This window comes from Oceanobacter antarcticus (genome assembly GCF_044962685.1).
In the GTDB taxonomy this organism is placed as follows: Bacteria; Pseudomonadota; Gammaproteobacteria; order Pseudomonadales; family Oceanobacteraceae; genus Oceanobacter; species Oceanobacter antarcticus.
In genome coordinates this window covers 1-25,815 of record NZ_JBBKTX010000009.1, presented here as the reverse complement: position 1 = coordinate 25,815, position 25,815 = coordinate 1, and the positions used below count along the sequence as shown (strand labels likewise).

At 49.3% G+C, this 25,815-nt stretch carries 21 protein-coding genes and 3 tRNA genes; 8 read left to right on the top strand and 16 right to left on the bottom strand.

Features of this window, described 5'->3' with window-relative positions; translation table 11 throughout:
- Positions 1-16 precede the first annotated feature (16 nt).
- From dnaQ to WG929_RS08665, 3 genes are read right to left on the bottom strand one after another with little or no spacing between them, the layout of a single operon-like run.
- The gene (gene dnaQ, locus WG929_RS08675; RefSeq protein WP_416205733.1) at positions 17-733 is read right to left on the bottom strand and encodes a DNA polymerase III subunit epsilon; all 717 of its coding nucleotides are present in this window, start codon (positions 731-733) and stop codon (positions 17-19) included.
- On the bottom strand, positions 730-1,164 hold the full coding sequence (gene rnhA, locus WG929_RS08670; protein WP_416205732.1) for a ribonuclease HI: 435 nt from the start codon (positions 1,162-1,164) through the stop codon (positions 730-732). The genes dnaQ and rnhA overlap by 4 nt, the downstream gene beginning before the upstream one ends.
- Before the next feature lie 15 nt (positions 1,165-1,179).
- Positions 1,180-1,956 (bottom strand): class I SAM-dependent methyltransferase, encoded by a 777-nt coding sequence (locus tag WG929_RS08665; protein ID WP_416205731.1) that lies wholly within the window; start codon positions 1,954-1,956, stop codon positions 1,180-1,182.
- Between the two features lie 119 nt (positions 1,957-2,075).
- On the opposite strand from WG929_RS08665, the gene WG929_RS08660 reads away from it, so the two are divergent.
- Both WG929_RS08660 and WG929_RS08655 read left to right on the top strand, forming a co-directional pair.
- Positions 2,076-3,644, top strand: a complete 1,569-nt coding sequence (locus WG929_RS08660; RefSeq protein ID WP_369857950.1) for a lytic transglycosylase — start codon at positions 2,076-2,078, stop codon at positions 3,642-3,644.
- A 29-nt stretch (positions 3,645-3,673) separates the two neighbouring features.
- Positions 3,674-5,269 (top strand): ABC transporter substrate-binding protein, encoded by a 1,596-nt coding sequence (locus WG929_RS08655; protein ID WP_416205730.1) that lies wholly within the window; start codon positions 3,674-3,676, stop codon positions 5,267-5,269.
- On the opposite strand, the gene WG929_RS08650 is transcribed toward WG929_RS08655, so the two are convergent.
- The 8 genes from WG929_RS08650 to WG929_RS08615 form a co-directional block, all read right to left on the bottom strand.
- Positions 5,252-5,767: a DUF1285 domain-containing protein gene (locus WG929_RS08650; RefSeq protein WP_416205729.1), complete on the bottom strand. Its 516-nt coding sequence runs from the start codon at positions 5,765-5,767 to the stop codon at positions 5,252-5,254. The two genes, WG929_RS08655 and WG929_RS08650, sit on opposite strands and share 18 nt — an antisense overlap.
- A 329-nt stretch (positions 5,768-6,096) precedes the next feature.
- Positions 6,097-6,183 (bottom strand) — tRNA-Leu (locus WG929_RS08645).
- Between the two features lie 51 nt (positions 6,184-6,234).
- Positions 6,235-6,308 (bottom strand) — tRNA-Cys (locus WG929_RS08640).
- A gap of 112 nt (positions 6,309-6,420) precedes the next feature.
- Positions 6,421-6,496, bottom strand: a tRNA-Gly gene (locus WG929_RS08635).
- A gap of 87 nt (positions 6,497-6,583) precedes the next feature.
- A complete protein-coding gene (pgsA, locus tag WG929_RS08630; protein ID WP_369857947.1) occupies positions 6,584-7,129 on the bottom strand; it encodes a CDP-diacylglycerol--glycerol-3-phosphate 3-phosphatidyltransferase in 546 nt (181 codons plus the stop codon).
- A 69-nt stretch (positions 7,130-7,198) separates the two neighbouring features.
- Positions 7,199-9,022, bottom strand: a complete 1,824-nt coding sequence (gene uvrC, locus WG929_RS08625; protein WP_416205728.1) for an excinuclease ABC subunit UvrC — start codon at positions 9,020-9,022, stop codon at positions 7,199-7,201.
- Positions 9,023-9,670, bottom strand: a complete 648-nt coding sequence (uvrY, locus tag WG929_RS08620; protein ID WP_369857945.1) for a UvrY/SirA/GacA family response regulator transcription factor — start codon at positions 9,668-9,670, stop codon at positions 9,023-9,025.
- 82 nt (positions 9,671-9,752) lie between these two features.
- Entirely contained in the window at positions 9,753-12,467 is a 2,715-nt protein-coding gene (locus WG929_RS08615; protein WP_416205727.1) for a bifunctional acetate--CoA ligase family protein/GNAT family N-acetyltransferase, read from the bottom strand.
- A gap of 77 nt (positions 12,468-12,544) precedes the next feature.
- Here WG929_RS08615 and WG929_RS08610 point away from each other — a divergent pair, with 77 nt between their 5' ends.
- The gene (locus tag WG929_RS08610) at positions 12,545-13,504 is read left to right on the top strand and encodes a histone deacetylase family protein (protein ID WP_369857943.1); all 960 of its coding nucleotides are present in this window, start codon (positions 12,545-12,547) and stop codon (positions 13,502-13,504) included.
- 195 nt (positions 13,505-13,699) lie between these two features.
- Here WG929_RS08610 and WG929_RS08605 read toward each other — a convergent pair whose 3' ends face one another.
- From WG929_RS08605 to WG929_RS08595, 3 genes are all read right to left on the bottom strand, one after another.
- On the bottom strand, positions 13,700-14,356 hold the full coding sequence (locus tag WG929_RS08605) for an OmpW/AlkL family protein (RefSeq protein WP_369857942.1): 657 nt from the start codon (positions 14,354-14,356) through the stop codon (positions 13,700-13,702).
- Positions 14,357-14,597: 241 nt separating this feature from the next.
- Positions 14,598-14,897: an EthD family reductase gene (locus tag WG929_RS08600; protein ID WP_369857941.1), complete on the bottom strand. Its 300-nt coding sequence runs from the start codon at positions 14,895-14,897 to the stop codon at positions 14,598-14,600.
- A gap of 685 nt (positions 14,898-15,582) precedes the next feature.
- The gene (locus WG929_RS08595; protein ID WP_369857940.1) at positions 15,583-15,729 is read right to left on the bottom strand and encodes a hypothetical protein; all 147 of its coding nucleotides are present in this window, start codon (positions 15,727-15,729) and stop codon (positions 15,583-15,585) included.
- Positions 15,730-15,835: 106 nt separating this feature from the next.
- Between WG929_RS08595 and feaR the strand changes: the two genes are divergently transcribed.
- The 5 genes from feaR (at position 15,836) to styC (ending at position 21,228) form a co-directional block, all read left to right on the top strand.
- Positions 15,836-16,864 (top strand): transcriptional regulator FeaR, encoded by a 1,029-nt coding sequence (feaR, locus tag WG929_RS08590; protein WP_369857939.1) that lies wholly within the window; start codon positions 15,836-15,838, stop codon positions 16,862-16,864.
- 161 nt (positions 16,865-17,025) lie between these two features.
- Positions 17,026-18,432, top strand: coding sequence for an aldehyde dehydrogenase family protein (locus tag WG929_RS08585; RefSeq protein ID WP_369857938.1), 1,407 nt, complete (start codon positions 17,026-17,028; stop codon positions 18,430-18,432).
- A 480-nt stretch (positions 18,433-18,912) separates the two neighbouring features.
- Positions 18,913-20,139, top strand: coding sequence for a styrene monooxygenase subunit StyA (gene styA, locus WG929_RS08580; RefSeq protein ID WP_369857937.1), 1,227 nt, complete (start codon positions 18,913-18,915; stop codon positions 20,137-20,139).
- 90 nt (positions 20,140-20,229) lie between these two features.
- Positions 20,230-20,730 carry a flavin reductase family protein gene (locus WG929_RS08575; protein WP_369857936.1) on the top strand — a complete coding sequence of 167 codons (501 nt, stop codon included), beginning with the start codon at positions 20,230-20,232 and terminating at the stop codon, positions 20,728-20,730.
- A 12-nt stretch (positions 20,731-20,742) separates the two neighbouring features.
- Positions 20,743-21,228, top strand: a complete 486-nt coding sequence (gene styC, locus WG929_RS08570; protein ID WP_369857935.1) for a styrene-oxide isomerase StyC — start codon at positions 20,743-20,745, stop codon at positions 21,226-21,228.
- 379 nt (positions 21,229-21,607) lie between these two features.
- Here styC and WG929_RS08565 read toward each other — a convergent pair whose 3' ends face one another.
- Together WG929_RS08565 and WG929_RS08560 are read right to left on the bottom strand one after the other, a co-directional pair.
- The gene (locus WG929_RS08565) at positions 21,608-22,243 is read right to left on the bottom strand and encodes a response regulator transcription factor (protein WP_369857934.1); all 636 of its coding nucleotides are present in this window, start codon (positions 22,241-22,243) and stop codon (positions 21,608-21,610) included.
- Positions 22,240-25,041 (bottom strand): ATP-binding protein, encoded by a 2,802-nt coding sequence (locus WG929_RS08560; protein ID WP_416205726.1) that lies wholly within the window; start codon positions 25,039-25,041, stop codon positions 22,240-22,242. The genes WG929_RS08565 and WG929_RS08560 overlap by 4 nt, the downstream gene beginning before the upstream one ends.
- Positions 25,042-25,815 lie beyond the last annotated feature (774 nt).

Below are 25,815 nucleotides of genomic sequence, written 5' to 3'. Positions count from 1 at the left end.
TGACCAATGTCATTGGTCAGCCAGGTCCCCCACGACGCCAGACGGATCCTTCACTTTTTTTGTCTATCATATCCAGCATCCTGCCATGTACCGCAACTTCGTCAGCGGTGGCCAGGATCACCGGCAGCTCAGCTTCTGCCGCCAGGGCCTGCAACAGACTGAGATCAAGCATTTCACCATCAGCCGAATTGTCATCGTCTACCGACAACATCAGATCCGTCTGCCCCCCCGTCATCATCAGATAGACGTCAGCGAGAATCTCCGCATCCAGCAAGGCACCGTGTAACTCCCGGTGACTATTGTCGATATCAAAACGTTTGCACAAGGCGTCCAGGGATGCCCGTGCGCCCGGAAACATCTCGCGAGCCAGTTTGAGAGTATCGAGTGAGGTACAAAATTCCAGCGTACGGGGCATACCCAGCAAGCGGAATTCGTGATCCATCATGCCGATATCAAACGCAGCATTGTGGATGACCAGCTCAGCACCCGCGATGAATTCACGAAATTCATCCACCACATTAGCAAACACGGGACAGCCTTGTTCGACTAGCCACTCCATGCTAATGCCGTGAACGGCTTGTGCCTCAGGGTCAATGTCTCGCTGGGGGTTAATGTATTGGTGAAAATGACGCCCCGTCAGCTTCCGTTCAATCACCTCTACGCAGCCAATCTCCAAAATACGGTGACCCTCACCGATACCCGTGGTTTCCGTATCAAGTACCACCTGCCTCATGACGTCACCTGCTCTACACCGCGATTAGCCAGCTGATCGGCCCTTTCATTACCTTCGTGTCCCGCGTGTCCCTTGACCCACTGCCACTCGATATGATGCTGCTGACAAGCCGAGTCGAGCGCCTGCCACAAATCCTGATTTTTAACCGGCTGTCGGGCAGCTGTCTTCCAGCCGTTTTTTTTCCATCCGGCCAACCATTGGTTGATACCCTGTTTCACGTACTGTGAATCGGTGGTTAACACCACCTCGCAAGGGCGAGTTAACGCTTCAAGGCTGCGAATCGCTGCCATCAACTCCATCCGGTTGTTGGTCGTATTGGCCTCACCACCAAACAACTCCTTTTCTACCTCACCAAAACGCAGTAACGCTCCCCAACCCCCGGCACCTGGATTACCTTTGCAGGCGCCGTCAGTGAAGATTTCAACTTTCATATCATGTATTCCAATTTAATCTGATGATAACTGACTGCTCTTCGCTGGCGGCAGTGTACCACCTGCCACCCGAACTGCCGGGACAGCCATGCCAAAGTCCGTGTTCAATTGCCAGCGCCGTGGCCGAATGGGTGTCATCCCGGCCACCGTCTTGCGTGCCACCATGATATAGGCATTGGCTGGCAACCAGGGATTGCCAGCCAATACCCGATCGAAGCGGCGACTGGATCCTTCCGACAGCAGCCGCAATGGCCACAAGTGCGCCACCGGCGTGACCGACTCCACCTTGAAATCCAGTAGCGTCAGCCAATCACTCAAGCGTGAAGCACCAACGCTATTAACCACCCACGGCAGGCGAGTAGACAGGGTAAAACAGCGCCGCAGCACTCCAAAAACACTGAGCGGTGAAAATCCGACCACGACCACATAACCGCTCGGCACCAGCACTCTGGCCGCCTCCCGAATCATTTGATGCGGACGGGCAGACAGATCCAGGCCATGCTGCAACACTACAACATCCACTGATTCGTTAGCCAAAGGCCAGGCGTCGTCCTGCATGCGGGCGTCACAATCAATGCCCTTGGCCCAAACCGGTGCCATCCGGAAGTAATGCCGCAGTCGTGCCCGCTTCAAAAACCGTGGCGTATTGTCCACCCCGGTATACAGCAGATGCTGACCATGAAAGTCTGCGACAACCTCTCTCAGCCAGCCGGCTTCAAGCGCCAGTAGCCGCCGTGCAGAGTCTGAATTGACCCACTGTTGATACACCTCGGATTTGATCCGGATACCCATAACACTCCCGCCGGAATAATCCGCGCAAACAAATCACTGCCGGCAACGTCTGCGATCGGGTTGCCAGCGTATGCGGCAATCTCTAGACTGTGCCGCGACTCTATCGACATTGTATGCACATGCGCCCTCTCTCTCTACCTGCACTACCTGTTCTGCTTGCTTCCTTTTTTCTCAGTGCTTGTGTCAGCCAGCCTGTTATCCCGGAAGACACGAGCTATCAAACCACCGCCACGGCCATCCCTATTGCAGAGCACTGGCAGGAGCAACCCGCCACTGCAGACTTTGATGATGTCTGGCCTCGCCTGCTGGACAATTTCGGTTTACAGCTGGAGCTAGATAACCCACGTCTCAAGGAACAACGCGACTGGTTTGTCAAACATCCAACCTATATGGAGCGAGTGACTCAACGCGCCGAGCCCTACATTTATTACATTGCCGAGCAAATCGAAGCACGACAGATGCCTGGCGAGGTAGCATTGCTTCCAATCGTTGAAAGCGCATTCGATCCCTTTGCCTATAGCCATGGCCGAGCTTCCGGGGTATGGCAATTTATCCCCTCAACCGGCAAGTATTTCGGTTTGCAGCAAGATTGGTGGTACGACGGTCGGCGCGACATCAGGGCGGCCACGAATGCTGCTCTGGATTACCTCAGCAACCTGGCCAACCAGTTCGATGGCGACTGGCAGCTGGCGTTGGCATCCTACAACTCGGGAGCGGGCACGGTTCGTCGTGCCATTCGTCGCAACCAGCAAGCAGGCAAACCTACGGACTTCTGGTCACTGGATCTGCCACAAGAAACACAAGCTTATGTGCCCAAATTATTAGCTCTGGCCCAGCTGCTCAAATACCCGGAAAAGTACAATATCCCGTTCAGCCCGGTCAGTAACACCCCCTTCTTTTCAGTGGTTGATACTGGTGGCCAGATTGATCTTGCCCAGGTGGCCGAAATGTCAGATACCGATCTGGAAGCAATCTATCGTTTGAATCCGGGTTTTAATCGTTGGGCAACCCGTCCCGACGGCCCACACCAGGTATTGGTACCCGTCGACAAACGCCAGGAACTGCAACTGGCACTGGCTGATTTACCGCCATCCAAACGCCTGCAATGGCATCGCTACACCGTCAAGTCCGGTGATAACCTGCAACTGATCAGTCGTACCTATCGCACCACACCCGATGTCATCAAAGAAGCCAACAACTTGCATAACAGCACCATTCGGGTCGGGCAGATCTTGTTGATTCCCGCCGCTCTCAAGAACCAGGAGGCATACTCCCAGAGCCTTTCACAGCGCCTCGATCGAACCAGGGCGCAACGCCAGCCGGGCAACACCAGCAAGGTTTCCTACTCCGTACACCCGGGTGACACTTTCTGGGAAATAGGCCGCAAGTACGGTGTAACCGCACGCGACATAGCCCATTGGAATGGCATGGCACCTGGCGACCCGCTCAGTGTGGGTCAAAAACTGACCGTTTGGGTGCCTCAAGGTAAAAATACCGCTGCGCGTTCAGCTCGCGAAGAAATCCGCAAGGTAACCTACAGCGTCCGCAGCGGCGACTCACTGGCGAGTATCGCGGGGCGTTTCCGGGTTTCCATTGCCGACATTCGCAAATGGAATCCAAACGACACCCGGAATAAATACCTGTACCCAGGGCAGAAATTATTACTCCATGTTAACGTGGTGCGCTGAAGGATCCATTCAGCAAACAGGGAGGGAATATGCCAGGCAGCTTCTACACTTCCCACCAGAGCCAGAACCCCCAGCGGACTGGCGGCCTCATCATCTGGCACACCCTTGTCAGCCTGTGTTGTATCGGGTTGCTGTGTGGCCCACTGACCACAAACGCAACGCAAATTGCCGACGCCGATGGGGTTATTACGGTAACGTACGCACCAGCCCCGCAGACGCTTGAGTGGCAAACACCGACGCCCACCCCTTGGGGTGACCCGACCGCAGCGTCCGGTGGCATTTTCCGCTTGTCGATTCAGGGAAAACCATCGACTCTGCGCCGATTTGGCCCAGAAACGCCAAGCGAATTGAGCCAACTACTTGCCGATCTGCAATTACCGCTACTGGCCCGCCATCCGCAAACCGGCATGCCCACTCCCATGCTGGCCAGCCAGTGGGCAGTAGCAGATCATCGAATCACCTACCAACTGACACCCGCTGCACTCTGGTCTGACGGCACCCCGATTACCAGCGGTGACATCGCCTTCACGCTGCAATTCCTCTCTGACCCCGCCAACAAAACCCCCTGGCAGGCGCACTCGCTACGAGCATGTATTCGCGGCATTGAAATTCATGATCAGCAACGATTCAGTCTGATCACTACTGCGCCTGTTACCAAGCAGACATTACTTCAGATATCTGATTTGCGCGCCACGGCCCAACATTTCTACCAACCCAACCTGCAATGGCCAAGGCAATACGACTGGCGTCCTGAGCCAACCTCTGGCCCTTATCGCATCACCGAAGTAATACCCTCAGAGAGATTAATTATTAACCGCACCACCCCATGGTGGGGAGACCAACTGCCACAATTCGCCAACCGTTTTAATGCCTCTCAAATCCAGCTTCGCTTCACCAAAAGCCTGCAAGACAGCTACCAGTTACTGCAACGCGGAGATCTGGATGCGCTGGCGCTCAACAGCCAACAGAACTGGGATAGCCCAGTGGTCACGCAATTGCTTAGCCAACGCCCCATCACCCGGTATCAGCACTATTTCCAGGGTGCACAGCCGACGTCTGCATTACTGATCAATAAACAACACCTGCAGCTCATCGTTAAAAAAACCATCCTGACGCTGATCCATACAGGCTCGCTCAGCAGCCCATTTTTACAGCAACAGCTGGATGTATTCAAAACCCAGGGATATCAGATCAACGATCTGCCGCTGAGCCAGGGGGAATTGCTGGAACAGCTGAAAACCAGAACCTTTGATCTCGCCTGGGTCACACTGGATGGACTGAATGACACGACGGTTGCGGAGTACATAGCCTGGCTAACAGAGAAATCAACAGGGGCAAGTAACATTGAATTGAAACAGGATAAAAATCAGCAAGGTGTCAGCCAATATCTGGCCTGGCAATGGGCCAGGCTGCCTGCCTGGCTGGGAACACGCTACAGTAATGATCTGTTCAACCCGTTCGATCCTGTGACCGGAGGCTTGTTCTGGATCGATCAGCGGCTGAAAGCCACTGCCCTCGCGAGAGCGACAAAATTCACGCCCAACCAGACGCTCACCAGTGACGCTTACCGCGCCAAGAGCCAAACAATAAAACCCGTCGGGCCAGTTTCAGCCAATTTCAAATGACTGCCCTGCACTCGTCACCCAATAGCGTCCAGCTCGCTCTTCTGCCCAGTCGACCAGCTGATAATAGGCATTACGACCAAAGCGCGCCATTAACCCCGCCCTGATCTCAACACAGGGCAGCGGCTGCCCGTCGACCTCGGACAACTGTAAGGGGTGCTTCAATCCCAGCGTGAGCGTATCCCCCACATTGGTAATCGCATGAATGGCGTCACCATCACGCTCCAGCAAAACAATCTGAAATGGCAAATCCTCGACCTGGATGCGCATTTTTTCTGCAGGGGTTACCAAAACATAGTCCTCGCCATCCTTGCGCAGAATACTGGCGAACAACCTGACCAACGCAGGGCGTCCAATCAGCCCACCGTCATGGTACCAATCGCCACGTCTGTCTATGCGTATATCGATGTCGCCGCAATGTTCTGGATGCCATAGTTCAACGGGTGGCCTGGAGTCGTTCGGAACCATGCCGGCCAGCACAGACAAATCCTGCAAGGACATTTAAATCACCTGTTTGAATGTTGAAAAGAAGAACCATTACAACTGGAGATGGAAGCTCGATCAATTGACGAATGCCAACTGGCAAGAAATTCTGACTGGGAGGGTGACAAGCAGAAATTCAGTGGTCACAAGACACAAAGTCAGGTGACTATTTATGACAGGAAAGTGCCTGTCGTTGGGACGCATGAGTGAAGGATTTTTGTAACTGTTGATGGCGATACTGTATGGATTCACATACTGTATATTTTACGTTTGTGAAAAAAATATTTTATCTTTTTTTATCTTTGAGCAATATTAGTGGGTACTTTCGCTGAAAGGCGCATGAATATTGGTGCCCGGAGCCGGAATCGAACCGGCACGACCGTAAGGTCGGGAGATTTTAAGTCTCCTGTGTCTACCGATTTCACCACCCGGGCTAACAGGCGATTACAGGTATCTGCTTTTATGTCAGATGCCTGTTAGAAACTTGGAGGCGCGAGCCGGAGTCGAACCGGCCTACGTGGATTTGCAATCCAGTGCATAACCGCTTTGCTATCGCGCCGGGAGTTCTCATCAAGAGCGAAGAAAACCGAAGAAAAACAAACTTCAGATCCAGTGCCTGGGTGACTGATGTTGAGATCCTTTCTTTTGACCACATTCTCATGAAGAGAAAATGGAGCGGGAAACGAGATTCGAACTCGCGACCCCGACCTTGGCAAGGTCGTGCTCTACCAACTGAGCTATTCCCGCAAAAGATGGGGCGCATTTTATATCAAACAAAAATACTGTCAATCTTTTTCTTAGATTTTAACCACTTAGACCCAAATCCTCACCGCTTCACGCACCTCGTAGTTGCGGCCATGCCGCTTTCAGATAGATCAACATCGACCATAATGTCAGCGCCGCCGCACCATACAGCAACACAACACCCACCCACTCGAGCACTGGATGCTCACGAGATGCCAACAGTAAAATAATGGAGATCATCTGCAACGCCGTTTTGATTTTACCCAACATGGATACTGCCACATTGGCACGCTTGCCCAGCTCTGCCATCCATTCACGCAGGGCCGAGATCACTATTTCCCGGCCAACAATAATCATCGCCGGGATCGTCATCCATGAAACGGCGTAATCCTCAACCAGCACCATCAGTGCTGCAGCAACAATCAGCTTATCCGCCACCGGATCAAGAAAGGCACCCAGAGGCGTTGCCTGGTTTAACCTGCGAGCCAGATAGCCATCAAACCAGTCAGTAATAGCCGCCAATGCAAATAACACGGCAGCCCAGCTTTTTCCTCCCCAGCCCAGCCAGTAATAACTGACCACCATCAGAGGAATCATCGCAATCCTGCCAACAGTTAACATGTTGGGCACATTCATAACACCATACCTGTTTCAACTTGATACGCCACCTTGCGTCTCCAACGACCTGTTTGCTCCATCAGGCCACTACTCACCGTGCAACTGTACAAAAATCTGATCTGCAAGCTTCTGACTAACGCCCGGCACCCTGGCGATTTCTTCTCGTGGCGCACCACGCATGTTTTTCAGGCTACCAAAGTGCAACAGCAAAGCTCGTCGGCGTTTTGGACCTACACCTTGCAAGTCCTCCAGCTCAGATCGACCACGGGATTTTGCCCGCTGCTTGCGATGACCGGTAATGGCAAAGCGATGCGACTCATCACGCACCAATTGTAACAACCGAAACCCGTCATCGTGAGCGTCGGGGATTATAGGTTGTCGCGCCCCGGCTTCCCACAGAAATTCCCAACCGGACTTGCGAGTTTCTCCCTTAGAGATACCCCACAACGCGACGGTCGATATTTCAAGTTCAAGTAACACCTGTTGTATACGTGCCACCTGCCCCTTACCACCATCGACCATTAACAAATCCGGCAGATCGTTCTGCTCCTTCAGACGGGTAAGATGACGGGTAACGGCCTGCTCCAGCGCCGCATAGTCATCACCCGGTGTTACCCCCCGAATACTGAAACGCCGATACCGTTTTTTCGCCAGCCCCTCATGATCGTATACCACACACGATGCATAGGTTGCCTCGCCTTTGGAATGACTTATATCAAAACACTCTATTCGCGCAGGGGGGCGAACCAGTCGGAGCAACTCAGCCACCTGAGCCAGTTTTTTCCGGGCCACCTGATGGCCTGATATTTTAGCCTGTGCTCCAGAGCGGGCATTATCTTCTGCCATCGCACGCCACTGTCGCGGTTCGCCACGCACTCCCCGACTGTGACGTACAATACGTTCGAACCGCAGCCGAAGTGCTTCTTGCACAACAGCAATCTCATCGGCTGCGGCATCCACAATCAATTCCGCAGGCATCCCTTCGGCAGCGAAGTCGGACAGATAGAACTGGCCAATATAGCCAAGCAGCAAGTCCGCATGTTCTTCCCCGGCCGGATTATCGGGATAATAATTTTTACTGCTCACCAGGCGTCCTTGACGAAAAGCCAGACGGTGGATACATATCACATTTTCATATTCCAGCAGCGCCCACACATCGGCGTCCTTGTTGCCGCTATCGACGCGCTGCTTCTCCTGCACCTGGCGCAACAATTCAATACGATCACGAATTTCCGCCGCGCGCTCAAAATTCAGCCCCCCTGAGGCATCGAGCATCTGCTGTTGCAGATTTTGCATCAACTGCTGGTTTTGACCGTTAAGGAATAGCGAGGCGTGATAAATATCCCGGCGATAATCCTCCTCAGAAACAAGGCCGACGCAGGGTGCCGAACAGCGTTTTATTTCGTACTGCAAGCAGGGGCGACTGCGATGATTGAAGTAGCTGTCTTCACACGAGCGCAACAGAAACAAACGCTGCAAATAGTTCAGCGCTTCACGCACGGCTGCCGAATTGGGATAAGGCCCAAAGTATTGACCACCACGACTGGATCGCTTGCCGCGACGATAAGCCAGCAAGGGAAAGGCATGATCTGACAAGTGCAGGTAGGGATAGGATTTGTCGTCTTTCAGCAGGATGTTATACGGCGGACGATGCTGCTTGATCAGTGTTTGTTCCAGTAGCAGCGCTTCGGCCTCACTGGCGGTGACCGTGACTTCGATATAATCAATACCGGACACCAAAGCTACCGTCTTGGTATTCAGTCCCCGCGAACGAAAGTAGCTGGAAACCCGATTCTTGAGGTTTTTGGCTTTGCCGACGTACAGCAACTGTTGATCAGCACTGTACATCCGATAAACACCCGCTCGTTGGGTCAGCGTCTTAAGAAACGCTGAAATATCAAACCCGGACATTCAGCTACCGCTGTTGGCGTCAATCACCCCGTGACGAATCGCCAGACGGGTCAGTTCAACATCGCCGTCGATGCCTAGCTTCTCAAACACCCGGTAACGATAACTGTTCACGGTTTTGGGGCTGAGGAACAACTTTTCTCCAATCGCTGCCGGCTTCTGGCAGTTAACAATCATCAAGGCAATTTGCATTTCCCGTTCGGACAGATCATCAAACGGATTATGAAAACTCTCCTGAAATGGCTTCAACGCCATACGCTGGGCAATTTCGGTACTGATGTATTTCTGCCCGCGATGCACTTTCATAATGGCGTTGATCATCTCGTCAGCATCAGCACCCTTGGTAATATAGCCCGATGCCCCTGCCTGTAACAGACGCTGGGCAAAAGGATTATCATCACAGGCAGTCACCGCAATCACACGAATATCCTTAAAGCTGCGAGTAATCTTTCGGGTTGCTTCCAGCCCCCCGATACCTGGCATCTGAACATCCATCAGAATAACGTCCGGCTCATGGTCTTTGGCAAACTGGATTGCCTGTTCACCACTTTCAGCCTGTCCTGCGACTTCAATTCCCTTTGCGTCAGCCAGCAATGCTGAGATCCCTGAGCGCACCAGCTCATGATCATCGACTACCAACACAGAAATCAAAGGTTAACCTCGCTATTTATTAACTCACAAGCAACAAACTACACTTATGATGATTCATTTTTGCCGAATAGTACCAAGTTGTTCACGCCGGATACATACGATTTCGTTGCCAGGCATACTTTAGCGGATTCAGATTTTTGGTCACTTCGACAACGCCCTCTTCGTGGTTGTGACGAAGAGTGAAGCCAAGACGTCGATTCAAATTCAACATTCCCTGATTGTGTGGAAGCACTGTACCGAACATCTGCAGAACACCGCGATTAGTCAGGTAATTTATCATAATCTGCATAAGTTGCTTACCCAAACCTTCGCCCCGGCATTGATCGTCGACAATAACCGAATACTCTCCCGCCACATCATCCGGATCAATCCAGGCCCGTACCACGCCCATTAACCGGCCATCAATACAGGCTACGAAGGCCATTTCCCGGTCGTAGTCAATTTGGGTAAAACGCGCCAACTCGCTGTGATCAAACTGGCGACGGGCGCCAAAAAACCTCAGTCGTAATGATTCCGCGCTTAAACCACCATAAAAACGTTCCAGCAACGGCTCATCCTCTGCCCGAATGGGTCGCACCTGATAATGCGTACCACTGCGCCCCTGATACGATGACTCAAGTTCTTTAGGATAAGGCATGATGGCACTTTTGACCGGATGGCCGACTTCACCCGCAATACCAATGGCAATGTAATGCCCGACCCGTTGCCGAATGGCATTCACCTCCAACGCGGCCAGCCATGGATGATTCAGCGCAATATGCGATAGCGCCACTAGCCAGCGCTCCAGCGTCACCAGCTCCCGCTCAATATTATCGGAGCGTTCTTGTAACACGGCGTAGAAATGACTGCGTTTGATCAGTTTTTCCGCCAGATTGGCATTTAACGGCGGCAGCGCCACCTGCCGGTCAACCAGGGTATCAACCGTTGTACCGCCGCCGCCAAAAAACAGATAAGGTCCGATTTCGACATCACGACCAATACCAAATGAAAACTGCAGATTATCGAGGGCTCGGTGCATGGTCTGAACGGTATACCCCAGTACCGGGCTTTTTGGAAAACGCTCGGCGATTTCAGTCTCCAGCTTTTCCGCACCTTCCATCAACTCATCCAGCGACTGGATATTCCGTACCACACTGCGCATCCGCTCTCGCGGATTACGTCCATAAGCAAAGGGATAAAGGTAATCACGGTGATGTACCCGCAACACCCACGGATCAGGTATATCCGGTGCCGCCTCCAGCAGCTCCGACAATGACGTTCGATAGCGGTTTTCCGCAAACGCAAAGCCGTAAGCCTTGAGCAGCTTCCAGGCATAATTCGGCCATAAATAGTCACCAGGCCGATGATTATCGAGAATCTCCTTGTCGACATCCATATAAGCATTGGATATCGGTATCTCCAGACTTTCGGGTGTTTCTTTCAGTAATTCCTGAGTCAGCTGATGGCGCACCATGTACATATACGCCGTAATGGCATTATCCGGGGTATCGAACGTTGGCAAGCCTTGCTCGTCAAAAAAATCCCGTGATGTTTCAACCGAAAATTCACCAATCCAGCTGGTGATAACACTCTTGTTGAAATTTTTGGCCACTTTTACCAACGCTTGCGCATTGGCCAGCGCATCGGTTCCGAGGCCGGGAATATAGATGACCAGCAAGGCATCCACCTGCTTGTCTGCCAGCAGGGTATTGGCAACCGCCGCCAGCTGCTGCGGTTGCAGCTCCGGATTCAGCAACAGCGGGTTATCGGTTTTGACGTACTCCGGCAACAAACCACGCAGGTGAGTACGGGTTTCGTCAGACAGGCTGGCCAGTGTCCCACCGTCTTGCAACAGCCGATCCAGCGCCAGAATGGCCGGGCCACGACCATTGGCAACTACCGCCAGCCTTGGCCCAAAAGATTCCCGCTGCCGCCGGAGCGCATCCACGCAGTGGAACATTTCATCGGTATCGTTTACCCGCAGCACACCGGCTCGTGCCAAGGTTTCATCGATCAGAGCATCCCGGCTACGTAATCCCTTGGGAGTACCGATCCGGTTCAGTGGATTTTCCTGAAAGCGGTTACTCTTTACCGCCAACACCAGCTTGTGACGTGATGCGGCACGTAGCGAGCGCACCAGCGCCTTGCCAGAACCGATTTCATCCAGCTGTACCAGAATCGTTTTAACGTGAGGTTCTTGCACCACAAAATCAATCAGATCCGAAAAACTGACATCCTGATTACGCCCCAAGGTCATGACGTGGGAGAATCCAACGTTACGACTAAAGGCCCAATCCATTACGCCAGAGGCCAGGGTTCCCGATTGACCTACATAGGCGATATTCCCGGCACGCACCGGAACATGCAGCATACTGGCATTAAGTTTTCGCCACGGCACCACCAATCCAAGACAATCTGGCCCCAATACACGAATGCGGGTTTGCTGAATGACTTGCTCAAGACGATCCGATGCCGGACGATACTGCCAGGATCGGGTTCTGGCGATGCCGCCGGTCAGTAACAACGCCGCTCCCACCCCCTTGCCATGCAGCTGCTTCAGCACCTTGGGCACTGTTTCTGCGGGCGTGCAAATAATCGCCAGATCCGGGGTTTCCTGCAATTGACTGATCCGACTCAGGGCAGGCACCCCGTAAACCTGAGTATAACCACGGGTATTGATCGGAATAATGGTGCCAGGAAACTCACCATTAAGCAGGTTACGAACAATCGCTCCTCCGACACTGCCGGGACGCTCGGAAGCACCAATCACAGCAATCACTTTGGGCCGAAAGAACAACTCGAGGGAACGAGTACCCATGTATTGTGATCCTTTAGTTGAGTTGGCCTGAGTGTAACGGCTAGATACACTGATAAAAACAGCAGAAATATGTCTTTATGAGCACAGGATACTACGCGTTTCACCAGCACTTTGGCCATGACACAGGCGAAGACCACCCTGAACATGCCAGCCGAATTCTGGCACTGGAGCAAATTCTTCACAAAACAGGCTTGTGGGATCAACTGACCATTCACGAAGGTCGATCCGCACACCTGCCTGATATTCTTCGGGCACACAACAAAGCCTATGTTAATGAATTGCATCTGATCCAGCCGGAACAGGGTCATATCATGATCGATGAAGACACCCTGATGTCTTCAGGCAGCCTGGAAGCCGCGCTTTATTCTGTGGGCACCACCACGCAGGCTCTCGATGACGTCATAAAAAACGTACATCGCAATGCGTTTGCCGCGATCCGCCCACCCGGACATCATGCCGAACGGGGCAAGTCCATGGGCTTCTGTTTTTTTAACAACACCGCCATCGCCGCACTCAGAGCCGCCGACGTTCATCACCTGCAACGCATCGCAATCTTGGATTTTGATGCCCACCAAGGTAATGGCACCATCGATATATTGCAGAATGACCAGCGTTTTTTACTGCTATCCAGCTTTCAACACCCCTTCTACCCTTACACCCACTATGAGCAAAACAAATATACCAACCTGATTAATGTCCACCTGGCTCAAGGTGCCACCGGCACAGACTTCCGCCAAGGCGTCGAAGAGCACTGGGCACCGGCACTGAAGCGCTTTGCGCCAGAGCTTATCCTGGTATCGGCTGGCTTTGATGCCCACAAGGACGACCCTATGGCCGAACTCAATTTCGAAGAGCAAGACTACGCCTGGATCAGCCAATGGATCTGCAACCAGTGCCAGAGCCGCAACATCCCATGGCTCGCCATTCTGGAAGGTGGCTACGACCTCAACGCCCTGGCACGGTCGGCAACGCTGTTTATTGCCGCCATGCTGCAAACTCAAGGAAAAGATTCTGTCGTCGGATTGGCAAAGGAGTAGAGTTTATGACTTGAGTATATTCAATCAAAAGACACTCCCAAGGTAGCAGGCTTGCCCCTGAAGAGTGTCCGGAATCATTAAGTCATCAGAACAGTTCCCCTTCATCCGCTTATTATTAAGGGACTGAGAAGCGCACTTGAATGGAAGAGCATGAGTCCTACACTCCGAGACGTCCTCAGGGAATGAAGCCAGATTTCAGAAATGAGTTCTCAGCCCGACAGTCGTAATTGTCGGATTCAAACGAATATCAGCATCGGCTCTTGCTCCCCCCATGGCAGGCAAAGTACCTGTTGCAGTGGTTTTAAGAAACACCTTGTTAATATCTATAATCAGCTCAAGCCTATTGCTAATCATCGCTTTCAAACCAGCGACTAAAACTGCTCCAGTCGCATCATTCACCTCAAACTCAGATATAAAACCGTCTTCAGTATCTGTAATCAGGGTATAATTATAACCAACACCAAGGTAAGGTTTTACCATACTATTAGTATTAAAATAGTGACTTACCGATAGAATGGCCGGACCATAGCTGACTTTGCCCAATTCGCCGGCAGATTCCAGCGCTCCCACCCCGGTCAACTTGGTCGTCATAGGAAGGCCTAATGCCAGCTTGGCAACCCATTGCGGCGATATGTCGTAAGTGACACCAAACGCCAAACCGATGTTATTGGTTGTGTCAGCATTCCCCCCCGACACTTCTATTCCACCGGCATAAGCAGTGACGTCAGTATCAAAACTTACGTAGGCAGCACCCAAATAGCCTCCCCAGCGTGAATTCTCTGCCCTAGCAGTCATGGATATACCTAGGATAGCTATAATCACGAGCCCTGCTAGAGGTTTTGTGTTGTTCATATCAGTTCTCCGGTTTTTTTATTCAAGAGTTTATTGGCCGCCGGTTGACAACCAGTCTTTAAATTGATCGTAATTTCTAGTAAATATTTAATTATTATTTGGATAAATCAAGACACACCAGGCATTATTTCCATAACTCAAGCCCACCAAATAAAAAAGGAATAACATTGATCAATTGCCGCAACCACCTCCAGAAAACTCAATAAATTTTTACTTATAAATTACCAAAAATCTCAACCGCTCACAGAAAACGATCAAAATCACTTACCTGAATCAGTGGCTTCATATTGGTATAATTCGAAATATCATTAAATATTTTATCACCACAACCAGAAAAAACCTTCTGAAAATCTTCGATTGATAAAAAGTAAATACAACCAATAACAAGGCAAGGTGCCAAATCACCAGATGGGCATCCACTAATTCCAACACCTATCTCTTGTCTAAGCAGTGTTTTTCCCATTAATGATCTCACCAGTAACATGTGGCGCTCTCGATAGTATTCATAATTTGAAATTGCACCATCATAACTCCTATTCATTAGGCCAACCTTAATCACCCACCTCCACTGAAAAATATGATTTAAGAATTAATCATAAACCCTAGAATTGTTACAACCAGATAGACCGGCGTAATATCAAAAAAATCCGTCCTCTAAGTGATCCCTATGATTCATTCTCGACAATTTACAGCACCGACCGTAATTCCATATTTATAAATCAACTTTTTCGCCACTGAACTGTAAAATCCAACCATCAATGTTTCTTTGATGAGAAAATGCACTACCATCGTTTCATTGGTACAGAAAGTATCTACATAATTTTTCTGCTCTCGCTGCTGCTGTTATTATTATCCGATCCAGCTAGCAATTGCACCTAGCTTCTTCGCTGCAACAGAATAGAACGCAAAACACCATAAAAACAATAAACTTTAGTATCTATTTTTAATGACCTACAGACAGAGACCAACCGAGCACTTAATGAAAAACACCGAAACCAGGCGAAAGGGCATTTATTCTGGCCATTTAAAATGCAAAAATAACGTCTATCAGAGATGAGGGATTACCGAGAGCAGCCCTGAAGAGATTTTCGTCCCTTCAAGCCTTGATACTTGAAATGAAAAAAACTATTTTAACCATGTGATAAAAAATAAAACTCTACCTCCAGTATCTTTAGGGGACATCTATTTAATCCGGTGCTCACTCTGGGCTACCGGATGGTTCCGAATCACGAAGCCGACTTGCAGGCCTGACGGGTCAAGTCAAACGTCGGCGACACAGAGTCGAGATCATCCGGCAGCCCCCGCAGGGCGCAGGTTGCCGCCGTCCAGTGCGGTGTTGACGAATGTGAAAAGGACGTGTCCTTTCGCTGCATTCGCCGCCTTGCCCTGAACAACGGCAACACTCGCGCAGAGCCGTGCAGGATTAAATAGATGCCCCCTTTAGCTCATCAATCGCAAAGAACGAACTAGGAGTTGAAGGTGTTAATACATCCACCCCTAAGGTATCGGAAAATTCAATTTCCGCAGCTTGAGGGATTTATTAACCCCTGCAACGCCCCAGCACAATCACCACTTAGGAGTGTGCAAATGAATATGACCACCCAAGCCCACACGTCCGAACAGTTTGACCATTGGTTGAATGATATTAACAACATCTGCGGTCGCTTTCAGGCCGAACCTGCGGGCGAACCATTCAGCGGTACCATCAAGGGGTATTACAGTGGCAGCCTCAAATTCAGTCATGTGCAAACCCAGCACTGCCGCCTATTCCGAACGGACGCCGATATTCAGGAAGACTTAAACGACCATTATTTTATGGTGTTCCAGCTGAACGGTTGCGCCCAGATACAACAGGCCGACAACCGTAGTGAACTCGCTTGCGGTGATATCTATCTGCTAGACAGTCGCCTGCCATTTGAACTGGTATTCACGAATCAGTCTCAGCAAATTTCGCTCATTTTGCCTCGCAACATCAGCAATCAGAATCAACACAATCACCCCCTGCCTACAGCAAAACGGCTGCATGCGCAGCTTCCCATGACCCGGCTGGCCAATAGCCTAATGCAGGAGCTGGGACAAAACCCCTCTTTGAACATGCTGGAAAGCGACGCTTTTCTAGATGCAATCAGTTCTTTGCTGACCCCACTACAAAGAGAAAAATTCCCTGGCAATTACGTTCAGGCGCGTCAATTTGACAAACTTCAGCGTCTGATTGACGCACATCTTACTGATGCGACCCTGACTCCGGCATGTATCGCCACCGAGGCAGGCCTCTCCCAGCGATCCCTGTATCGGCTGTTTACAGAACATGGAGGTGTAAAGACTTATATTCGAAATCGTCGACTGGATTTTTGTGCTCGAGAGTTGAGAACAGCCATTCATGTTGAAAAAATCGCTGCCGTTGGTTACAGCTTTGGTTTTGTAGATAGCAGCCATTTCTGCACTCGATTCAAGCACCGTTTTGGTCTGACGCCAGCAGCCTACCGTAAGCGCTACCGCCCCGACTAATACTTTGGCGGCAATTGATTGGTTGTTTTCGCCAGTTGGTTTCGCACCACTGCCAAACTAGTATTAGCCACACAGTATTCTTGCTATAAACAGGGTGACACTGTCGCTTACAACCACAGCGAACGATCGAACATATACAACCCAATAAAAAGAGAAAGCTTATGTATCGTTTCGATAACTACATTAACGGCATTCCTGCCGACATCAGCGCAAGCTTCCAGGTTTTTAACCCATCCACGACAGAAATAGCGGGCCATGCCCCAAAGGCAGATACAACCATCCTAGAGCAAGCAGTTGCCGCTGCTCATGCGGCCTTTCCTGTCTGGTCAGCTATTGAAGACCAGCAACGCCAACAGTATTGCCAAGCTATTGCAACCAAGCTTGAAGAGCACCATCAAGAGCTGGCAACTATTCTAACGTCCGAACAAGGCAAACCAATGCAGGGCACTGGCTCCATGTTTGAAGTGGGCGGTGCCATCGCTTGGACACAGTACACTGCATCGTTGGAGATGCCTGTAGAAGTGCTGCAGGATGATGAAACTGGCAAGGTTGAAATGCACCGTAAACCCATCGGCGTTATCGGTTCGATCACCCCATGGAATTGGCCATTGATGATTGCCGTCTGGCACATTATTCCAGCCATTCGCTCAGGTAACACCGTAGTTTGCAAGCCATCACCACTCACACCTTTATCGACTCTAAGGATGATCGAGCTGATGAACGAAGTTCTGCCAGCCGGTGTCGTAAATAGTATTACCGGCGGTGATGAGTTAGGTGCCGCAATGTCCGCTCATGAACAGATAGGTAAAATTGTATTTACTGGCAGTATTGAAACTGGCAAAAAAGTCATGTCATCGTCAGCTGAAACCCTGAAGCGACTGACCTTGGAACTGGGAGGTAACGATGCAGGTATCGTGTTGCCTGATTCCGACCCTACAGAGATTGCGCCAGGGCTGTTCTGGGGGGCCTTTCTCAATAATGGCCAAACCTGTGCCGCACTGAAACGTCTGTACGTCCACGAGTCCATTTATAGCAAGGTGTGCACGGCATTGGCAGAGTTTGCCAGCACCGTTACCGTAGGTGACGGCTTCCACCAGGACAGCGAGCTTGGCCCCATCCAGAATCGGATGCAGTTCAATAAGGTGAATCAACTGGTAAAGGATTCCGTCAATCAGGGTGGAAAGCTGCTGACCGGCGGTCCGGTGAGTGATAACAATACGCTGTTTTTCCCGGTCACCCTGATTGCCACCAGCAACCCGAATGACCCGCTGGTACGTGAAGAACAATTTGGACCAGCCTTACCTATCATTCCTTACAGTGATATTAATGATGCTATTGCCGCTGCCAATGATAATCCGACAGGTTTGGGTGGATCAGTCTGGAGTACTGATATTAATGCCGCCAAAAACATTGCTTTCCGAATGGAGTGCGGTTCAGTCTGGATCAACAAACACGGCGCGATCCAGCCGAACGCTCCGTTTGGCGGTATAAAGAGCTCTGGCATAGGTGTAGAGTTCGGCAAGGAAGGCTTGCTAGCCAACACCAATATCCAGGTAGTCTTCAGCTAAAAGGACATCTTAATCTGGTGCCAGTTTTGGGCGAGTGTTACTGCAAGCCAGAACGGTGTTGGCGAATTTGAAAAGGACTCGTCATTTTGCTCCATTCGCCGCCTTGCTCTGACATCCAGCAACACTCGCGCACGAATGCATGGATGCAGAAGCCAGAGGTTAGAGTTGTGCAGGATTTAACAAGAGCAGGAGATACCATATGATTTTACAACCTTAACCAATGCTCTCAATATTATCCAACATCACCACACAGCGGGCGAGCCACAGCTTTTATACCAACCCCATCAAAATAAAACATACCGAATCTTTTACTTCAATAGCTTGAAAAATAAAAAAATTAATCACAATAAAATTCTATTTATCATAGAGGATAAACTAAAGTTTAAATAATAAATTATTAAACCTTGGTTTATTGCGTATTCTAAAAATAAACACTACTGTAGAAGTACGACTATAAAAATATAACAAAGGATCTTTAAGATGACTAAGAAAATTGCAATTATAGGTGCCGGAGCAGCGGGTCTTCACCTGGGTATCTACTTACGAAAAAATGATATAGACGTCACTATTTTTACTGATAGAAAGCCTGAAGAATATGCATCGTCAAAACTGCTCAACACCGTTGCACACCATTCGGTCACGATTGATCGGGAAAATTCCATGGGCATTAACCACTGGCCAAACGCTGGCTATTACGGTCATTACTACAACATAGGCGGAGAACATCCTATCAAGTTCTACGGCGATCTTAAACGCCCCAGTCGCGCAGTGGATTACCGTATTTATTTGCCGACCCTAATGCAGGATTTCGAAGAACTGGGCGGCGAGTTCAGCTATGAAGAACTGACCAAGGAAGATCTGGAGCCCATGTCCGAACGCTTCGATCTGGTCACCGTATGTGTCGGTAAATTTGCTTTTGCGGGATTATTCGAGACAAATGAGGCCTACTCGCCCTTTATCAAACCGCAGCGAGCTCTTTGCGTTGGCCTGTTCAAAGGCATTCGGGAAGATAAAACCCGTGCGGTAACTATGTCATTCGCACCAGGCGAAGGCGAGTTGATAGAGATCCCAACCCTTTCTTTCAATGGCATGTGTACTGCACTGGTTATGGAAAATCACTTCGGTGGCGACATGGAAGTGCTAATGAAGACTAAATATGACGACAATCCGCAGGCCTTCCTGGATCTACTATTGGAAAAATTGAAGAAACATCACCCGTTTGTTTATGAGCGTATCGACCGCAAAAATTTCGGTCTCGCCAGTAGCTCTCGGGATATTCTTCAGGGCGCCGTAACACCAACCCTTCGACAGGGCACGGCAACATTGCCTAACGGAAAAAGGGTGATTGCCTTAGGCGATATTCATGCCACCGTTGATCCGGTACTGGGACAAGGTGCCAATATGGCAACTTTTTCTGCCCAGATTATCGGCGAAGAAATTGTTCGTAATAGTGTATTGGATGACCGCTTTATCGAACATATTGAAGCACGCCGTGCTGATCGCGTTCAATGCGCTACCCGATGGACCAATTTTTGCTTGGACGCACTGCGTAAAATGCCAACCCCTTTCATGGAGTTTATTCAGACCATGAGCCAGAGCCGGGAGATGGCCAATGAGTTTACCGATAATTTCAACTACCCAGAAAAGCAGATGGATTATTTTTCCAATCCAGATCGCATCCAGAAATGGTGCGCAAAATACAGCTGATCGGCATTAGCTTGGGACTCAAAGATACTATTAAAACACTAACAGCGGGCGTTATGCGCCTGCCTATTTTAGATATTCAAGGTAACAATCATGACTGAAGTAGCACCCGTCGTAGACAGCCTGGATTTTCGCCAGGCAATTTCAAAATTTACCACTGGCATTGCCTTGGTAAGTAATATGCTGCCCAATGGCAAACCATATGGCATGACGATTAACAGTCTGACATCCATCAGTCTGGATCCCGCCACCCTACTGATTTCCCTTAAAAGTGGCACTATGCTCGATCTCATTGATGATACCGGTGTATTTGGTGTCAGCATCTTGAGCGCCAACCAACAAAATATTTCATCTAACTTCGCTCGCAAAGAAAAGGATGAAAAATACGATCAGAATTTTCTGATTCGTAATGATGTTCCAACACTGAAAGATTGTCTAGCCTGGTTTGAATGCACCGTTGATAAAAAGATTATTCAAGATGATCACACACTAATTCTTGGGAAAGTTAGTCTCTGTAAAAAAGCGGAGACTGAGCTGGCACCTCTAATATTTTTTTCTAGCAGCTATCATTTCCTTCCTGCAACACCAATGTGAGAGGCTGACGACATGACAATAGATCAATTTAAAATAAAAATGCTAGGGCATGGCATATTGATGATCCTTTCAACGCTGATATTCGGTATTGGTCTTTGGGTTAATCTGGTCGGAGGTTTCGAACTGTACCCAGGCTACATTTTGGAATTTAACATTCCGGGCACGCCTGAGGGATGGGCTCGAGCACACACAGGACCTGCGTTAAATGGAATGATGGTCATTGCCTGTGCCATTGCTCTACCCTACCTGAGATTTACGGAAACAAAAATCAGACTGCTGGCCTGGTTTGTTATTCTGGATGGTTGGTCTAATATAATTTTCTATCTTTTCTCCAATTTCTCCGGAAATCGCGCGCTGAGCTTTGGTAACAACATATATGGCCCAGGGGACATTTACAGCGTCATAGCACTGGCACCAGCATACCTGTTTGGTATACTGGCAGTCGTTGCTTTACTGATGATGGGTTCCAATTTGATTTCCAACAAGATCCACTCGTAACTGCATTCCTTTTCGATTCCCTTTCACCCGCAAGCCTTTTCGGGAGCAGGTTATTCTGCTCCTATTTTTTAATTTTTATAGTTCAAATACTATCTAAGAATTGAGTGCCCATCTATTAAATTTTGTGCCTGCGGTAGTTTCATATCAAAAAGCCGGTTTGCAGATCAACGTGTCAATTTAAAACAAGTCGCTGTCATTCAGTAGACCCTCAGGGCGCGGGTCGCTGCCAAACAGAGCGGTTGGTGAATTTAGAGCTATCGGGACTAATAGAGGATCCTTAAGTCATTGTGATATTTTTTTCAGCAATGATGCCAGATTACAGCGCACAATGCGTGAATAGGATACGGCACCAAAAAACTAACAAGAGCAGCGCATTTATCTACTGTCTCGGCAGCCCCTTTTTTAGCCCATTGATGGCGACCGCAATTTTGGCCCACGAACGCTCACCAAGTTTCTTCATAAGATTGTGGCGATGCACCTTAACAGTCACCTCAGATATATTCAGTTCGGCACTGATCTGTTTGTTAAGCTTGCCATCCAGAACCAGTTCTAGCAGCACTTTCTCTCTTGGCGTCAGACACTGATAGCCGTTAACAATCGTCTGCTCTCGGCTTTGCTCTCTGCGAGCCTTGAGATCCTGAGCAATGGCACCTTCAATAACACCCAGCAGCGAACAGGTATCGAACGGCTTAGTAACGAAATCAAAAGCCCCCATTTTGATGGCATTTACCGCCATTCGAATATCTCCATGCGCTGTAATAAACACCATAGGGACAAAGCAAGATCGACGCTTCAGGTGTTCTTGCACTTCCAGGCCAGTCATTCTTGGCATTCGTACATCCATCAGAATGCAATAACCTCCGTCATTCAGTGCAAGGGTATCTAATGCATTCAGAAACTCACGGCCGCTACAAAATTCTTGATGGTTAATATCATGGGCTTGCAGTAAATTGGCCAGGCTTTCGCGCACCGAAGCGTCATCGTCAACCAACAGAATATTTTTTCTTATTTTCATGTGATTTTACCTACCACTCGAAAGAAGAACCTTGCACCTCTGGGCATTAGCGGTTCGTAGTCAAGAGAACTGCGGTGACTTTCAAGAATTCCGCGACAAATGGATAAACCAAATCCCAGCCCATCCTTTTTGTTGGAATAGAAAGGTTCGAATAAATTGTCGATCAGAGGGAATGCCAGACCAGGACCATTGTCTTCCACCGACATATTGACAAAGCCATCACTGGCATCACATCGCACCAGAATCTTTCCTGCAGTGCATTCATAACATCCTTCCAGTGCCTGAATGGCGTTCAGAATCAGATTTACGAATACCTGTTTTAGAGACACGGGGTCTGCGTAAATTTGGTGATCCTTCACAATGTCGAACTCAAGTTCGATACCCGCAGCCTGAGCCTCATAGGAAACGATCCTTGCAACATCTTTTAGCAGCTCGGAGGCCAAAGTAAAGTGCAGTTCCAGGGAGGAGCTTTTAACAAAATTACGAATAGAGGAAATCAATTCCACTGCACGATCTGCGTCGCGCCGAATAAGCCCCAGCGAACGATTCACGTGCTCAGGATTGGCTCGTTCGCCATTTAGCCAAAGGTCACAAGCATGAACATTCGACACAATCGCCGACAGCGGCTGATTGATTTCGTGAACAATAGAGCTGGCGAGCTCATTGACAATAGATATTCTGGAAAAACGTTCGATTTCCTTGCGTGATAACATCAGGCTTTCCCTGATGTGCTTTTTCTCGGTGATATCTTCGAAAATGCCCACTAGTAACACTGGAGCGGACACCGACGCTGGCACAACAGAAATACTCGAATTGACCCATACTTCCGTACCAGATTTGGAAATAAAGCGCATTTCATAGTGATTACTGGAACTGTCGAATTCCAACAATTCACCAAACCGGAACAAATGCGATGATACATCTTCAGTAGCGGACAAATCGAACACAGACATTCCCGTCATCTCATCGTCCTGGTAACCAAGTACCTGACTGAAGAATGGATTGGCATCTACCACATCCAGATTGCTATCGATCACAGCGATTCCAACGCAAGAATTGTTGAAAATCGCGTTCATCCGGTACTGAATTTCCTTTTGCTCGTCCAGCACATTCTGCAGATTGCTACGCGCTTCAATCAGTTCTCGAATCAGGCTGATCAAATCGTTGTTGTGTGTGGAGAGTTCCTCCCGGATTGATAGCTTGGCCTTGTGTAATTCGATGATATTGCGCACTCGCGACAAAAGCTCAGGAATAAAAAATGGTTTGGTAACATAATCATCCACGTAGCCCGACAACAAATCGATCCGTGCTTGTTCATTCTTATTGGCCGACAGCGCCAGAATAGGAACATCTTGTAGTTCAGAAGATTTCTTGATTTCTCGAATCAACTCATAACCGTCCATGCCAGGCATCATTAAATCGGTAATCAAAAGCAATGGGCGCGCCTGCCGAAGCGTTGTAAGAGCAGCTTGGCCATTACTAACAACTACAACCTGATAAGAAGAAGACAGTACCCGCAATAACATTTCAGCAACACCATCGTTGTCTTCTGCAAGCAGTACATATGACCCATCTGTCGTCAGCTGTTGCGGAGCCAGTACCTTATTGTCCTTTATCGGATCAGCAATATCCGGAGGTAATATCACCTGGTCTCCCTGAATGATTGATTCAACCGTATACACCAGGTCATCACCGTGAATGATATCCTCTCCAACTGGCAGATGAATCTCAAACCGAGTGCCGCTCGGCTGGACGTCTTCAACTCGGATGGAACCACCATGCAACTCACAATATTCTTTGACGATAGCCAATCCCAGACCGCTTCCAGCATGATAACCAGACCGCTGGTGGTTACCGGTCTGAAAACGATCAAACAGGGTGTTTTTGAGGTGTATTGGAATGCCGGGACCATTATCAGAGATAGCGACAACAACGACATCCTGAGAGCGACTAACGTCGCATTCGATCAGGCCATTGGCAGGAACCACCCGGATAGCATTACCCACAAGGTTGAATACGATCTGCCGCACCTTGGATACATCAACAGTGACTCTGACTGTCGGAGCGGCATGCAGAGTAATCTGAATAGAGCGCGATTTGGCATAACTGTAAAAATTGGATAGCACCGTCTGCACAATCTCACGAAGATCGCAGAGTTCGAAATTCATCATGGCTTTACCAGCATCGATTTTTGCGAGTTCTAACATTTCATCAACCAGATACAACATACTGAGGGCATTAGTACGGATTGACGACAATTCCATCGGGTCATCATTTTCACCGAGCCTAGACATCAGGATATCGGTATTACCTAGAATTAGGGAAAGCGGCGTTTTCAGTTCGTGGCTAAGGTTAGAGAAAAAATTCTTCTGGTTGCGCGACAATTCCTCATACTCTTCAAGCAAATTTATTAGCCGCTGGTTTTTCTGATCGACCTCTCTCTCAAGATTTTTTTTATCCGTAATATCGCGCCCTTCGGCCAGTATAAACGCCACGTCACCTTCACCATCGAACATTGGTTTCAGGCTGTAATCTGTGATTATTTTTTCACGTCCCTGGTTTTTACCAAAAACTTCCAAATCTTCACGAACAAACTGCCCGGCCAATGCCGACTGTACGAATTCACGCTGCTGATGCCCACTGAGCTCATTAACCTGAAACCAGGGAGAATCCCAGAAATACTGTCCCCGAACATCTTCAAGACGACAACCAACAGCCTCTAACGCAGGCAAATTGATATAAATAATCTTGCCTTCCAGATCCAGCAATCCGGCGAAATGGAACATATTATCCAGCACCAGACGAGCGTAATTATCAACAATATTCAGAACAGTCTCCTTTAGGGAACATCTATTTAATCCTGCACGGCTCTGCGCGAGTGTTGCCCTTGTTCAGGGCAAGGCGGCGAATGTGAAAATGACGCGTCCTTTTCACATTCGTCAACACCGCACTGGACGGCGGCAACCCGCGCCCTGCGGGGGCTGCCGGATGATCTCGACTCTGTGTCGCCGACGTTTGACTTGATCCGTCAGGCCTGCAAGTCGGCTTCGTGATTCGAAACCATCCAGTAGCCCAGAGTAAGCACCGGATTAAATAGATGTCCCCTTTAGCAAGCCACACCCATAATGTCATGACATGCAACTTTGATCCAGAATCACTGTATTCCCAATAAACCTTGGTTTATTTTTAATATATCGGCATGAATTATTACAATAATCTGAGACTGCAATTGATATGAAGCTGGACTTTAAAAAGGAGTTCGTAGTATGTAAAATGCTGAGTCGCGTCCACGCTTGTAGTGGTCAACCCATTTCGGATACGGTTTTAAGTTTTTCTTTCGCTGCGTGAGGGCTAATCCCTCCATTCGCGGTATGTTGCCGCTGCTGGTTGTAAGAACCCATCAGATAATGGCCAATATCCACCTTTGCTTCCTGTTGTGAACGATACTAAGTCACTACTGTCCGGTTAACCAAATCCCAGACCCAGCTGCCCTGTATCATCCGGCAAATCCGGTGGTTTTCTGAACACCTCCAGCAGCGGCATTCGCTGCATAAGTACCGATCCCAGTCGGA

Excerpts from the sequence above, each read along its gene's own strand:
- dnaQ (WP_416205733.1), bottom strand. The coding sequence starts at position 733 with ATGAGGCAGGTGGTACTTGATACGGAAACCACGGGTATCGGTGAGGGT.
- rnhA (WP_416205732.1), bottom strand. The coding sequence starts at position 1,164 with ATGAAAGTTGAAATCTTCACTGACGGCGCCTGCAAAGGTAATCCAGGT.
- WG929_RS08665 (WP_416205731.1), bottom strand. The coding sequence starts at position 1,956 with ATGGGTATCCGGATCAAATCCGAGGTGTATCAACAGTGGGTCAATTCA.
- WG929_RS08660 (WP_369857950.1), top strand. The coding sequence starts at position 2,076 with ATGCGCCCTCTCTCTCTACCTGCACTACCTGTTCTGCTTGCTTCCTTT.
- WG929_RS08655 (WP_416205730.1), top strand. The coding sequence starts at position 3,674 with ATGCCAGGCAGCTTCTACACTTCCCACCAGAGCCAGAACCCCCAGCGG.
- WG929_RS08650 (WP_416205729.1), bottom strand. The coding sequence starts at position 5,767 with ATGTCCTTGCAGGATTTGTCTGTGCTGGCCGGCATGGTTCCGAACGAC.
- pgsA (WP_369857947.1), bottom strand. The coding sequence starts at position 7,129 with ATGAATGTGCCCAACATGTTAACTGTTGGCAGGATTGCGATGATTCCT.
- uvrC (WP_416205728.1), bottom strand. The coding sequence starts at position 9,022 with ATGTCCGGGTTTGATATTTCAGCGTTTCTTAAGACGCTGACCCAACGA.
- WG929_RS08615 (WP_416205727.1), bottom strand. The coding sequence starts at position 12,467 with ATGGGTACTCGTTCCCTCGAGTTGTTCTTTCGGCCCAAAGTGATTGCT.
- WG929_RS08610 (WP_369857943.1), top strand. The coding sequence starts at position 12,545 with ATGAGCACAGGATACTACGCGTTTCACCAGCACTTTGGCCATGACACA.
- WG929_RS08605 (WP_369857942.1), bottom strand. The coding sequence starts at position 14,356 with ATGAACAACACAAAACCTCTAGCAGGGCTCGTGATTATAGCTATCCTA.
- WG929_RS08600 (WP_369857941.1), bottom strand. The coding sequence starts at position 14,897 with ATGAATAGGAGTTATGATGGTGCAATTTCAAATTATGAATACTATCGA.
- WG929_RS08595 (WP_369857940.1), bottom strand. The coding sequence starts at position 15,729 with ATGCAGCGAAAGGACACGTCCTTTTCACATTCGTCAACACCGCACTGG.
- WG929_RS08585 (WP_369857938.1), top strand. The coding sequence starts at position 17,026 with ATGTATCGTTTCGATAACTACATTAACGGCATTCCTGCCGACATCAGC.
- styA (WP_369857937.1), top strand. The coding sequence starts at position 18,913 with ATGACTAAGAAAATTGCAATTATAGGTGCCGGAGCAGCGGGTCTTCAC.
- WG929_RS08575 (WP_369857936.1), top strand. The coding sequence starts at position 20,230 with ATGACTGAAGTAGCACCCGTCGTAGACAGCCTGGATTTTCGCCAGGCA.
- styC (WP_369857935.1), top strand. The coding sequence starts at position 20,743 with ATGACAATAGATCAATTTAAAATAAAAATGCTAGGGCATGGCATATTG.
- WG929_RS08565 (WP_369857934.1), bottom strand. The coding sequence starts at position 22,243 with ATGAAAATAAGAAAAAATATTCTGTTGGTTGACGATGACGCTTCGGTG.